The 13587-nt window shown below is 67.1% G+C and carries 10 protein-coding genes; all 10 read left to right on the top strand.

Annotated elements, in window-relative coordinates; genetic code table 11:
- Positions 1–5 precede the first annotated feature (5 nt).
- Entirely contained in the window at positions 6–1205 is a 1200-nt protein-coding gene (locus G335_RS0100480; protein WP_018169261.1) for a methyl-accepting chemotaxis protein, read from the top strand.
- Positions 1206–1479: 274 nt separating this feature from the next.
- Positions 1480–1785, top strand: a complete 306-nt coding sequence (locus G335_RS0100475) for an STAS domain-containing protein (RefSeq protein ID WP_018169262.1) — start codon at positions 1480–1482, stop codon at positions 1783–1785.
- Positions 1786–1792: 7 nt separating this feature from the next.
- Positions 1793–3577, top strand: a complete 1785-nt coding sequence (locus G335_RS0100470; protein ID WP_018175586.1) for a SpoIIE family protein phosphatase — start codon at positions 1793–1795, stop codon at positions 3575–3577.
- Positions 3574–5733, top strand: coding sequence for a bifunctional diguanylate cyclase/phosphodiesterase (locus tag G335_RS0100465; RefSeq protein WP_018175585.1), 2160 nt, complete (start codon positions 3574–3576; stop codon positions 5731–5733). The genes G335_RS0100470 and G335_RS0100465 overlap by 4 nt, the downstream gene beginning before the upstream one ends.
- A 260-nt stretch (positions 5734–5993) precedes the next feature.
- Positions 5994–6713, top strand: coding sequence for an SDR family NAD(P)-dependent oxidoreductase (locus tag G335_RS0100460; RefSeq protein WP_018169265.1), 720 nt, complete (start codon positions 5994–5996; stop codon positions 6711–6713).
- A gap of 285 nt (positions 6714–6998) precedes the next feature.
- Positions 6999–7220: a cold-shock protein gene (locus G335_RS0100455; RefSeq protein WP_196799411.1), complete on the top strand. Its 222-nt coding sequence runs from the start codon at positions 6999–7001 to the stop codon at positions 7218–7220.
- 395 nt (positions 7221–7615) lie between these two features.
- Positions 7616–9187: a murein biosynthesis integral membrane protein MurJ gene (gene murJ, locus G335_RS0100450; protein WP_018169266.1), complete on the top strand. Its 1572-nt coding sequence runs from the start codon at positions 7616–7618 to the stop codon at positions 9185–9187.
- A gap of 54 nt (positions 9188–9241) precedes the next feature.
- A complete protein-coding gene (gene ribF, locus G335_RS0100445; protein ID WP_018169267.1) occupies positions 9242–10204 on the top strand; it encodes a bifunctional riboflavin kinase/FAD synthetase in 963 nt (320 codons plus the stop codon).
- Positions 10205–10237: 33 nt separating this feature from the next.
- Positions 10238–13084, top strand: a complete 2847-nt coding sequence (gene ileS / locus G335_RS0100440) for an isoleucine--tRNA ligase (protein ID WP_018175584.1) — start codon at positions 10238–10240, stop codon at positions 13082–13084.
- Positions 13084–13587 (top strand): signal peptidase II, encoded by a 504-nt coding sequence (gene lspA / locus G335_RS0100435; RefSeq protein ID WP_018169269.1) that lies wholly within the window; start codon positions 13084–13086, stop codon positions 13585–13587. Before ileS ends, lspA begins: the two co-directional genes overlap by 1 nt.

Genomic DNA, 13587 nt, shown 5'->3' with positions numbered 1-13587 from the left:
TGTGAATGGACGACCGCATGCAATGGCTCACCCGGGATTCGGCCCACAAAGCCCTGGCGCTGGTACTGACCGCCCTGCTCCTGCTCGCGGCCATCATCGCCGGCTTCTCCGCCGCCTGGTGGCAGGCACTGGCCGCCGCGATCCTGGCCGGGCTGGCGGCGCTGCTGGCTCTGGGCATCCAGCAGCGCGGGCCGACGTCCGCTGACACCGCTTCCGATGAGTGCGCATCCCCGGGCCAGCCCACCGGCGGGCGAGAACTCTCCGACGAGCTGGATCAGGCAATGGATTTCGAACTGGGGCAGCTGTCGGCCGAGATCGGCCGACAGCGCGGGCTGATCGCCGAGGCGGTGAAGGAATTGGGTTCCAGCTTCAACGAGATGCACGAGATTGCCGGCCGCCAGACGGAGTTGATGAGCCGCGATGCCTCCCAGGGTAACAACGCCGAGGACATGACCAATGCCGAGGTGATCACCGAGCTGACCCGCAAGTCCGACGAGACCCTGCAAATGTTCATCGACACCCTGGTGCAGATCAGTCGCCAGAGTGTCGAGAGCGCCCACCACATGGAAGACATGAGCCAGCACATGGACGGGGTGTTCAAACTGCTGGACAGCGCCGGCGCGATCGCGGGGCAGACCAACCTGCTGGCGCTGAACGCCAGCATTGAGGCGGCCCGTGCCGGCGAGGCCGGGCGCGGCTTCTCGGTGGTGGCCGACGAGGTACGCTCGCTGTCGCAGCGTTCGGCGACCTTCCACGACGACATCCGCAAGCAGATCGACCAGGCCCGCGAGTCGATCGGAAAGGTGCATGGCACGGTGCACGACATGGCCTCGCGCGACATGAGCGACACCATGGGCGAAAAGGAGCGCATTTCCCACCTGTTCGAATACGCCCGGCGCGCCACCGACGAGCTGGACGAACGCATCCGCGAGGAAGCAGAGTTAAGCGAGCGCATGCACCAGGCGGTTGCCATCGCCATACGCTCACTGCAGTTCGAGGACATCGCCCGGCAATCGCTGGGTACCGCCGAAGAGGCCGTGACTCACCTGCAGGAGCTGCAAGGCATCCTGCACGAGGCCCGCTCGACCGAGGACGCCCGGGCCATGGCCCAGCGCGTGCGCGAGTGGCGCGAGCGTCGCCAGGAGAATTACCACCGCGCGGTGGACCAGCAGAACATGGCCACCGGCGACGTGGAATTGTTCTGACGTGGAATTGTTCTGAAGTCTTGCCATCCAACACCCCGCCGACGTCGCCCTTCCGGCATCACGCCGGCCATCAGCCGCCGGGGAAGCGCAGCTTCATTCGCGCCTCCCCGCGGCACGTCGGATGTGCCGCCGAAATCGACCGGACCAAACGGTTGATTCCGCCGCAAGCTGCGACTCGGGTTTGCAGCATCGCTTGCGCCGAACAAGCCAGGGTGGCTTTGTTCAGCGCCTACTTCACCGGGCACGAAGCCCCCCAAAGCGCCAGGAATCGCATATGAGCATCGAGCAACACACCTCCGACGACGGCAAGGAAGTCCGCATCCGGGTCAAGGGCCGCTTCGACTTCGAACAGCACCAGGACTTCCGCGCCGCCTACCGCGACACCGCCGGGACTGGCGTGCGTTACACCGTGGACCTCTCGCAGACCGAATACATGGACAGCTCCGCTCTGGGCATGCTGCTCCTGCTGCGAGAACACGCCGGGGGCGAGTTCTCCGATGTCTCCGTCGCCGGGGCCTCCCAGGGCGTACGCAAGGTGCTGGATATCGCCAATTTCGGCCGCCTGTTCCGCATTCAGTAGCAGGGTCGTGGACGAACAGACCAACATCCCGACCAGCAACGAATCCTCGCCGGGCGATCTGATCTCCGGCGAGGGGCAGGTGCTGGTGGTCGACGACGACCCGCACAACCGCCGCCTGCTGCGAATGATGCTGATGGGCGCCGGATACCGAATCCGCGAGGCCAACAACGGTCTTGCGGCCGTGGAGGCCTGCCGCGAGCAAGTGCCGGACCTGATCCTGATGGACGTGATGATGCCGGAGTTGGACGGCTACCAGGCCACCTCCCGCATCAAGGCCGAGATGGGCCACCACTTCGTCCCGGTGATCTTCCTGACCGCCCTGGACGATGAGAATGCCCTGCTGCGCGGCATCGAGTCGGGCGGGGATGATTTCCTCAGCAAGCCGCTGAATCTCGCGGTCCTCAAGGCCAAGATCCATGCGATGGAGCGCCTGCGCGACCTGCACACGGGGCTGCAAAGCCGCAATGAGGCCCTGCTGCGCGCCCAGGCTCGCCAGGCCTGGGAAGAAGAGACCGCCGAAGGCCTGTTCTCGCGCGCCATCACCCGCCGCAATCGCGGCCTGGATCGGTTGCGGCTGCACCGCTACGCGGCCTCCACCTTCAGCGGCGACGTCGTGCTCTCCGGGTACACCCCCGACGGAGCCCTGCGCGTGCTGGTCGGGGACTTCACCGGCCACGGCCTGACTGCCGCGATCGGGACGTATCCGGTCAGCGAGACCTTTCACACCCTGACCCAGGAGGGCGTGGACGACCAGGAACTGCTGCACGAGCTGAACCACGTCCTGCACGACTTCCTGCCAGCCGCGATGTTCATGGGCGCGCTGCTCGCCACGTTTTCCGCGGACGGCCGCCGGGTCCGCCTGTGGAACGGCGGCATGCCCGATGCCTGGCTGTGCAACACGCAACAGGACCGGGTACGGCGCATCCAGTCCCAGGCCATGCCCCTGGGCATCCTCGGCCGCCTCGACCACGATACCGGCGCCCGTTCCTTCGACCTCGACGAGGGCGACTGGCTCACGCTGGTCAGCGACGGGGTGCTGGAGGCCACCGATGTCGCCGGGACCGCGTTCGGCGAAGACACGATCCTTCGGGACTGCCAGGCGAGCCGATCTGCCGAGGACGCCTTCGAGCGCATCCGCGAGGCGCTGGAGGCCCACTGCGGCGATCAGACACCCACCGACGACATGACCCTGGTGACCATCGACTGCTCTCCCGCCGTGGTCACCGAGAGCGAGCACCCGCAGGATCGCCAGCTCCGGGGCACCCTGCGCTGGTCGCTGGAGGCCAGTGACCAGCGCCTGGCCGAGGTTGATCTGGTCGGTGCCGCCCGAACCCAGCTGCTGGAATGGCTGCCGAACCTGGGGGGTGGACACGCAGAGGCGCTGCAGACGGTGATCGCCGAGCTTTGCAACAACGGCTTCGAACACGGCGTATTGCGCCTGGACTCCGACATGAAGGCCACGGTGGAGGGCTTCGAGCAGTACTACCAGCAGCGGACCGAGGGGCTGCGCGACATTCGCGGCCGGATCGGCATCTCCCTGCGCTACCGGCCCATGGCCGGCCAGCACTGCATCCGCATCCGGGTGCGCGACAGCGGGCCGGGCTTTGACCACCGCCAGATCCAGGAGGCCCTGGAAGGCCGTGGCGACAAGCGCCTATGGGGGCGCGGTCTGAACCTGGTGCGTCAGCTCTGCGAGCAGGTTCGCTATCACGGCAGCGGCAACCTGGTGGAGGCGGATTATCGTTGGGGCGCCGCCGCGGGGACCGGGTCCAAGGGTGGAGTGTCAGGATGACCTACGCCCTGGAAGCCATGCACAGCCCAGCGCCGATCGATCTGGTCAACGCCCTGAGCGAGGCGGTGCTGTTCGTCACGGCCGATGGCCACGTGCGCTACGCCAACCCGGCGGCGGAACGCTTGTTCGGCACGACCGCCTGCAGCCTGGACGGACGCGACCTGGCTGCCCTGATCACACCCCGCGATCCGGCCTTCGATCTACTCGAACGGCTGCGCGAATCGACGCGCGCGGATGGCTGGATCCCCCGCCGCGACCCTGTTGAACTCCTCTGCGAGGACGGCCAGTCGCGGCCGGCCCTGCTCGATATCGGAACCTGCCAGCACACGCATGAACACGTGCAGTTCGTGGTGCTGCGCGAGCAGCGGCCGGGGCACCCCGCCGACACGCCGGAACAGGCCGAACACCTGCGCGAGGCCATCGACCTGCTGACCCGTCAGGTGCAAGAGCGCATGCGCGCCGAACAGGCCCTGCAGGACAGTCATCGGCGCCTGGTGGCCGCGCAGCGGGTAGCCCGGATCGGCCACTGGGAGTTCGTACTGGAGACCGACGAACTCCAGCTGTCACCCAGTGCCAGCGTCCTGTTCGGGCATGAAGACCGGCCCCGCTCCATGCCCCGCGAGGCGCTGGTCGAAGCCACCCATCCGGATGACCGCGCGGCCCTGGCCTTTGCCCTGCTGCGCCTGGCCAACGGGGAAACCGAGCGTTTCTCGATTCGGCACCGCCTGCTACTGCCCAACGGCGAGGAACGCTACATGCTGGCCGAGGGCGAGCGCGCCGCGGATCCGCCCGCCCGCATCCTCGGCATCCATCAGGACCTGACCGAGCGCGAGAAAACCGAGCAGGCGCTGTTCAAGCTGGTGAATTTCGACGCCCTGACGGGCCTGCCCAACCGCACCGGGCTGCGCAGCCGATTGCGCGCCGCCCTGGGCGAGGCCGAGCGTCAGGGGGAATCGCTGGCGGTACTGCTGCTGGACATCGATCGTTTCACCTCCATCAACAGCACCCTGGGCCACGACGCCGGGGACGCCCTGTTGAACGCCCTGGCCCGGCGCTTGCAAAACCTCCTGCGCCCGCGCGATACCCTGGCCCGACTGGCCTCCGACGAGTTCGCCGTGATCCTGACCGAGATCGAGGACCTCGCCCATGCGCAGGAACGCGCGCAGGCCATTCTGGATCACTGCTCGGAACCGTTTGCGCTCGGGAAGGGCCAGCATGTCGCCACCAGCAGCGTGGGCATCAGCCTGTTCCCGCAGGATGCGCGCGGCAAGGACGACCTGCTGCGCCATGCCACCAGCGCCCTGCACGAGGCCAAGGGTTCTGGCGGCAACACCTGCCGCTTCTATACCCAGGAGCTGAACACCCAGGCGCGCGAACAGCTGGAGCTGGAACAGGGACTGCGTGGCGCGCTTCGCCAGCAAGAATTCGAGCTCCACTATCAGCCGCAGATCGGACTGGATCGCGGCCACACTGTCGGTGTCGAGACCCTGATCCGCTGGCGCCACCCCGAGCGCGGAATGGTGTCGCCGGGCGAATTCATCCCGCTGGCGGAGAAGACCGGGCTGATCGTGCCCATCGGCGACTGGGTCCTGCGCACCGCCACCCGGCAACTGGCGGAATGGGATCGCCTGGGCCTGCCACCGCTGCGCCTGGCCATCAACCTGTCCGCCCGGCAGTTCGCCGACCCCGAGCTGCCCGAGCGCATCCTGGAAACCCTGCAGGCGGCCGGGCTCGCCCCCGAGCGCCTGGAGGTGGAGATCACCGAGAGCGTGCTGGTCGAGGATATCGACGCGGCGGCCGAGATGCTCCAGCGTCTGGTGCGTCTGGGCGTCTCGGTGGCGATCGACGACTTCGGCACCGGGCAGTCGTCCCTGCGCTACCTGCGGCGGCTGCCGCTGACCACGCTGAAGATCGACCGTGAATTCACTTGGGGTATCGGCAACGACCCGGACGACGAGGCGATCACCCGCGCGATCATCGGCCTGGGCAAAACCCTGAAGTTGCGGGTCCTGGCCGAGGGCGTGGAGACCGAACAGCAGCACGCATTCCTGCGCGAGATGGGCTGCGACGAGGTCCAGGGCTTCCTGCTCGGCCGCCCGATGCCCGCCACCCAGCTCGAACGCGAATGGAAGGAACGCGCACACACACCAGGGTAGGCGCTTTTTGTGTGCACCACGAAGCGCACGAGGGCACGGAGCAAACTCAGGGCAATGGAGTGGGGAGGATGAGCGCCGCGAATCGCATCCGTCTCACGGAACTGCCGGGCCTCGACCCGATACGCTGCCAATCCGCCTGAAGTCTTTGCGGTTTTCTCTGCGCCCTCCGTGGTGGAATCTGTCTTGACCTGGCCCTTCTTCGTGCCTTCGTGCGCTTCGTGGTAGACAATCTGCCCAACAGAAAAACCAAGGAGAACGACATGCAGGACAGCGGTTTCGGTTCGGCACTCGTCACCGGCAATTCCAGTGGCCTGGGTCTGGGGATGACCCGGGTGTTGCTGGAACAAGGCGCCCGCGTCTACGGCATGAGCCGGCGCGGCTGCCCCGAGGCCGGGGTGAGCGGCGACGAAAAAGTGGATCTGGGCGATTTCAACGCCACCGGGGCCGCAATGGAGCGACTGCTGGGCGGCGTGGACCGCGTTGATCTGGTGGTGCTCAACGCCGGGCTACTGGGCCACATGCAGCGCATGCAGGACGCGCCGATGGACGAGTTGCGCCTGCTGATGGACGTGAACACCTTCGCCAACAAGGTCATCCTCGACGCGCTGCTGAAGCATCGTGTGGCCGTCGGCCAGATCATCGCGATCTCCTCCGGCGCGTCGGTCTCCGGGCATGCCGGCTGGAGCGGCTATTCGCTGTCCAAGGCCGCGCTGAACATGATGATGCAGCTCTACGCGCACGAATTCCCCGAAGAGACCGCCATCAACGCCTTCGCCCCGGGCCTGGTCGACACCGCGATGCAGGACTACCTGTGCGACGAGGCCGACCGCGAGAGCTTCCCGGTACTCCAGCGCCTGAAGGCGGCGCGCGGCACCCCGGACATGCCCGACCCGGAAAACGCCGCGCGCGCCATCCTGGATGCCCTGCCGCGCCTGCGCCACACGACCCGCGGCAGCTTCGTCGACATCCGCCAACTCTGACGCCCGTTTCGGTTTCGCACGCAGAAAATTGCGGTGGAAACGCTCTTGACGCTGCCCTTCTTCGCGGCCTTGTGCGGTTCGGACGTGGACCGCGACCCAACCCGGAAAATCGGCTTCGCAGCGCCAAAAAAGGTTCATGAAGGTGCGTTGGATTTTGCCTGGGATGGCGCGTATAGTCGGGAGCGTGATTCGTGGTTGAGCGACAACACTAGGAAGTTTCTAGTTTCTGAACCAGTGCTCCCGTTGATCTGTTGGCAGCATGCCACGAACACATTTGTTAGTTACATGAAGAGGTTACAAGTTGTGAATACTGGTGTTGTGAAGTGGTTCAACGAGAGCAAGGGTTTTGGTTTCATTACCCCCGATGATGGCGGCAAGGACGTGTTCGTCCATTTTTCCGCGATCAGCGGTTCGGGTTTCAAGACCCTGGCCGAAGGCCAGAAGGTCTCCTTTGAAATCCAGGAAACCGCCAAGGGCCTGGCCGCCGGCGAAGTGACCGCCATCTAAGGCGCCACTCCCAAGGCTGACGGCTCCTTCGTTGGACCGTCCGAAAAGGCCGCCTCCGGGCGGCCTTTTTCGTGTCCGGCGTTCTGTATTCACTACCAAACGACCCCCTATCCCCTCTGTGCCCTCTGTGTGCGATCGCTCTTGACTTGGAAGTAACGGGTAGGATGCGTTGAACGCAGTGAAACGCATCGGGGTCGGGCCGTCCCCGGATCGATGCGATTCGCTACGCTCATCAGCATCCTACCCACCACCCAACGCCCTCCCTAACCCCTGCGTCCTCTGCGACCTCTGTGGTGCAATCGCTCTTGAGCGTGCGCTTCGTGGTGGATGCAGAAGTTCATCGAGAATGATTCAAGTACACTGCGGGGCTTTCCCGAAGGCTGCTCCCGCACGCGATGAACCGCCTGTTTCGCTCCACCGCCGTCGTCAGTGGCATGACCATGATCTCCCGGATCATGGGCTATCTGCGCGACATGGTGCTGGCGGTCACCTTCGGCGCCGGCCCGGCCACCGACGCCTTTTTCGTCGCCTTCCGCATCCCGAATTTTCTGCGCCGACTGTTCGCCGAGGGCGCCTTCAACCAGGCCTTCGTTCCGGTGTTCGCGGAGTTTCGCGAGAAGCGCGGACGCGAGGCCCTGCGTGATTTGCTGGATCACACCGCCGGCACCCTGATGACAGTGGTCACCGTCGTGACCCTGATCGGGATCCTGGCGGCGCCGGCACTGATCTGGGTGTTCGCCCCGGGGCTGGGCACCCAGGAGGCCGGGCGCCAGGACCTCGCCGCAGCCATGCTGCGGATCACCTTCCCGTATCTGCTGTTCATCTCCCTGACCGCGATGGCAGCCGGCATTCTCAACAGCATCGGGCGCTTTGCGGTGCCGGCCTTCACCCCGGTCTTCCTGAACCTGTCGATGATCGTCGCCGCGCTGTGGCTGGCGCCGATGTTCGACGAGCCGGTGGTCGCCCTCGCCTGGGGGGTGTTTATCGCCGGGGCCCTGCAACTGGCCTTCCAGATCCCCTTTCTGTGGCGCGCGGGGCTACTGCCGCGCCCGCGCTTTGGACGCGCCCACGAGGGGGTGCGCCGGATCGTGAAGCTGATGCTGCCGGCGATCCTCGGGACCTCGGTGGTACAGATCAACCTGCTGGTGGACACCCTGATCGCGTCGTTCCTGGTGGCCGGATCAATCTCCTGGCTGTACTTCGGCGACCGCTTCGTGGAGCTGCCGCTGGCCCTGTTCGGGATCGCGATCGGCACGGTGATCCTTCCGCGCCTGGCGCGGCAGTACAACCTGGCCGACCCGGCCGCCTTCGGTCGCACCCTGGACTGGGCCCTGCGCCTGGCGATGCTGGTCGCGCTGCCCTCCATGGTCGGCCTGGTCGTGCTGGCAGTGCCGATCCTGGCCACGCTGATCCAGTATCAGGCCTTCACCCAGTTCGATACCTACATGACCGCGATGGCCCTGGCGGCCTATGCCCTGGGCCTGCCCGGCTTCATCCTGATCAAGGTGCTGGCGCCTGGCTTCTTCGCTCGCCAGGACACCAAGACCCCGGTGAAGATCGCGATCATCGCCATGCTCTGGAACATGGTGCTGAACGGCGCCTTTGTGCTGCCGTGGTACCTCTCCGGCACGCCCGGAGCGCACGCCGGACTGGCGCTGGCCACCTCGGCCTCGGCCTATATCAACGCCGGGCTGCTCTACCGCGGGCTGATCCGCGAGGGCATCTACCAGCCAGGACCGGGTTTGCGCTCGTTACGCCTGGGGCTGCCCCTGGGGCTCGCCGCGATGATCGGGGTGCTGATCTGGCTCTCGCCGGAGTTCGGCCAGTGGACCGAGTGGCCCGTCGACACCCGCCTGCTGGCGCTCACCGGCCTGATCCTGGCCGGCACCGCCACACTCGCCGCCACGTTGTGGCTGACCGGTGTGCGCCCGCACCACTTGCTGCTGCGCGAAGGCACCGATCAATGATGCCGGGGAAGGCCCCGGCGGGTTATACTTTCGGTTTTGCGCGGGATCGGGGCGATGCGGCTGATTCGCGGCCTGGGGCCGGCCGACAGCAAGGCGTTCGAGGCAGCCGGCATGCATGGCGCGGTGGTGACCATTGGCAACTTTGATGGTCTGCATCGTGGTCATCAGGCTGTTCTGGGACGGCTACTCGAGGCGGCGCAGGATCGCCAGGCGCCGGCGCTCCTGATGACCTTCGAGCCGTTGCCCCGCGAGTACTTCGCCGCACGCTCCCAGGCCCCCGCGCCACCCGGCCGCCTGCAGCGGCTGCGCGATCGCCTGGTGACGCTGGGCGACAGCGCCCTCGGCGCAGCCTGGGTCCTGCGTTTCGACGCGCAGCTGGCGGGGCTTTCGGCCACGGCCTTCATGGAGGAGGTCCTGCATCGCCGTCTGGGCGCCCGCCATGTGCTGGTGGGCGACGACTTCCGTTTCGGACGCGGACGCGAGGGCGATCAGTCGGCCCTGCAGACGGCCGGCAAACGTCTCGGCTTCACCGTCGAATCCACCCCGACGGTGCGTGACGCCGAGGGGCGCATCAGCAGCACGCGGGTGCGTGCCGCCGCCGTCGCCGGCGACTTCGCCCGCGTGGCGGAGCTCCTGGGGCGGCCCTACCGGCTGCACGGCCGGGTTGCACACGGCGACAAGCGCGGGCGCACCATCGGCTTTCCTACCGCGAACCTGCGCCTGGGGCCATGGCCGCTGGCACTGCGCGGGGTGTACTCCGGCTGGCTGCGCCGGGCCTCCGGCGAGGCCCTGCCCGCCGTCGCCAACATCGGCTGGCGTCCGACGGTGGGTGGCACCGAACAGCGTCTGGAGGCCCACGTACTCGAGGGCCAGCCCGACCTGTACGGCGAGGCCGTCTGTTTTGAACCCGTCGCGCAGGTGCGCGGCGAACAACGCTTCGAGGGACTGGAGACGCTGCGCGCGCAGATCGCGCGTGACGTCGAAACCGCCCGCACGCAACTCTCCGCACACGACTGAAACCGGCCCGCAGGGCCGATCCGGAACTCGCTAATGGCACGCAAACCGGCACCGCCGAACCCCTACAAGGACACCCTCAACCTGCCCGAGACGGCCTTCCCCATGCGCGCCGGCCTGGCGACGCGGGAGCCGGAGTGGCTGGAGGCCTGGAAAGCCGAGGACCGCTACCAGCGCCTGCGCGAATACTGCGCCGGGCGGCCGCGCTTCGTGCTGGCCGACGGCCCTCCGTATGCGAACGGCTCGATCCACGTCGGCCACGCGGTCAACAAGATCCTCAAGGACGTGATCGTGAAGAGCCGCACGCTGGCCGGCTTCGACGCCCCCTACGTGCCGGGCTGGGACTGCCACGGCCTGCCGATCGAGCTGAAGGTGGAACAGAAGCTGGGCAAGGCCGGGCGCGACGTGGACGCCGCGACCTTCCGCAAGGCCTGTCGCGAATACGCCCAGGAGCAGGTGGACGGCCAGAGCGCGGACTTCCAGCGCCTGGGCGTATTGGGAGACTGGGACAACCCCTACCTGACCATGAACTACCAGGTGGAGGCGGACACCGTCCGCGCGCTGGGCACCATCTTCAAGCGCGGCCACGTGCAGATGGGCGAGAAGCCGGTGCACTGGTGTGTGGACTGCGGCTCGGCCCTGGCCGAGGCCGAGGTCGAGTATGAGGACAAGTTCTCGCAGGCGATCGACGTACGCTTTCGCGTGGTCGACGACATCGACTTCCTGCGCCGCTTCGACGGCATCGACGGCTCGCGCGGCCCGATCAGCGTGGTGATCTGGACCACCACCCCCTGGACCCTGCCGGCCAACCAGGCGGTCGCCCTGCACCCGGAACTGGACTACGCCCTGGTGGAGCTGGAACACGAGCGCATCCTGCTGGCGGAGGACCTGGTCGAGGACTGCCTGGCGCGCTACTCCCTGGGCGAAGGCCACATCGTGGCACGCACCAAGGGTCAGGCACTGGAAGGCCTGATGCTGCGCCACCCGTTCCTGGAGCGCGACGTGCCGCTGATCCTCGGCGATCACGTGACCACCGAGACCGGTACCGGCGCGGTGCACACCGCCCCCGGCCACGGCCAGGAGGACTATGCGGTCGGGCTGCAGTACAGCCTGCCGGTGGAAAACCCGGTGGGCCCGGATGGCCGCTTCCTGCCCGACACCCCGCACTTCGCCGGCGAGAACGTGCACCAGGCCAACGGCCACGTGATCGACGTGCTGAAGGAGCACGCCGCGCTGATCGTGGCGGTAAAGTTCGAGCACAGCTATCCGCATTGCTGGCGCCACAAGACCCCGATCATCTTCCGCGCGACGCCGCAGTGGTTCATCAGCATGGACCGCGCCGAGCTGCGCGCCGATGCCCTGAAGGCCATCGCCGACACGGAGTGGATGCCGAGCTGGGGCCAGGCCCGGATCCACGGGATGGTGGTCAACCGCCCGGACTGGTGCATCTCGCGCCAGCGCAACTGGGGCGTGCCGATCCCGTTCTTCGTGCACAAGGAAACCAACCGCCTGCATCCGCATACCGCGGAGCTGATCGAGACCATCGCACAGCGCATCGAGCGCGACGGTATCGAGGCCTGGTTCCAGCTGGATCCGCAGGAATTGCTGGGCGAGAAGGCCGACGACTACGTGAAGCTCAACGACACGCTGGACGTCTGGTTCGACTCCGGCGTGCTGCACTCCACGGTCGTGGAGAAACGCCCGGAACTGGGCGAGCTGCCGGTGGACCTGTTCCTGGAGGGCTCGGACCAGCACCGCGGCTGGTTCCAGTCCAGCCTGCTGACCAGCGTGGCCATGCGTGGCGAGGCGCCCTACAAGGCGGTGCTGACCCACGGCTTCACGGTGGACGAGAAGGGCGAGAAGATGTCCAAGTCGCGCGGCAACGTGGTCGCGCCACAAGAGGTGGTCTCCACCCTGGGGGCGGACATCCTGCGCCTGTGGGTCGCGGCGACCGACTTCTCCGGCGAGATGGCGATCTCCAAGGACATCCTCGACCGCACCGCCGATGCCTATCGCCGCATCCGCAACACGACGCGCTTCCTGCTGGGCAACCTGAACGGCTTCGAGCCGGCCGAACACGCCCTGCCGCTGGAGGATCTACTGCCACTGGATCGCTGGATCGTCGCCCGCGCACTGCAGGTACAGGGCCAGGTCACGCAGGCCTACGACGGCTACCAGTTCCACCAGATCTACCAGCGGGTACACAACTTCTGCTCGGTGGAGCTGGGCAGTTTCTACCTGGACGTGATCAAGGATCGTCAGTACACCACCCAGGCAGACTCGCACGCCCGCCGCTCGGCACAGACCGCGCTGTATCACGTAGCCGAGGCCCTGACCCGCTGGGTGGCCCCGATCCTGACCTTCACCGCCGAGGAGATCTGGGAACTGCTGCCCGGCGAGCGTCCGGACAGCGTGCTGTTCGCCACCTGGTACGAGGGGCTGGCGCCCCTGCCGGAAGACGCCACGTTCTCCGATGGCGACTGGGACCGCATCCTGGAGGTGCGCACCCATGTCGCCCGCGCCCTGGAACTGGCGCGCAACGAGCAGGGCATCGGCGCCTCGCTGAATGCCGAGATCGACCTGCACCTGCCGGCCGACTCGAGTGCCCGCAGCCTGCTGGAACGCCTCGGAGACGAATTGCGCTTCGTGCTGATCACCTCCGAGGCACGCCTCGCCGAAGGCGCCGCACCGGAAGCTGCGCATGCCGCGGAACTCGGCGACGGGACGCCGCTGGGCGTGGCGGTGCACAAGAGCGAACAGCCCAAGTGCGCCCGCTGCTGGCACCGCCGCCCGGACGTCGGTCAACACACCCAGCATCCGGAACTGTGCGGGCGCTGCGTCAGTAACGTGGACGGCCCGGGCGAGACCCGGCGTTTCGCTTGATGGGCTTGCGGGGGTCCGGCCTCGGCCCGGGGCTGCTGATCGCGGTGGCCATCGTGCTGGCCGACCAGGTCACCAAGGTCTGGGCGGAGCATGCGCTGACGCTGTTCGCGCCGGTCGAGGTCACGAGCTTCTTCAACCTGTCGCTGGTGTACAACCCGGGTGCGGCCTTCAGCTTTCTGGCCGGGGCCGGGGACTGGGGCCGCTGGCTGCTGACCGGCATTGCCGTGGTGATCGGGCTTCTGATCCTCGTCTGGCTGGCCCGCCTGCCACGCCAGGCCTGGTGGTCGGTGACCGCCCTGGGCCTGGTGCTGGGCGGCGCCATCGGCAACCTGATCGACCGCGTGCGCTACGGCGCGGTGGTGGATTTTCTGGACTTTCACTGGGCGGGCTATCACTGGCCGGCCTTCAACGTGGCGGACATGGCCATTGTTGTAGGGGCGATCACGCTGATCGTCGCCACCTTCATCGAGGGCGATCGCAGCCACTCGGGCAACACAGACTAG

Source organism: Thioalkalivibrio sp. AKL8 (genome assembly GCF_000380525.1).
GTDB classification, from domain to species: Bacteria; Pseudomonadota; Gammaproteobacteria; order Ectothiorhodospirales; family Ectothiorhodospiraceae; genus Thioalkalivibrio; species Thioalkalivibrio versutus.
The sequence above is the reverse complement of the archived record's forward strand: the minus strand, read 5'-3'. Positions and strand labels throughout refer to the sequence as shown.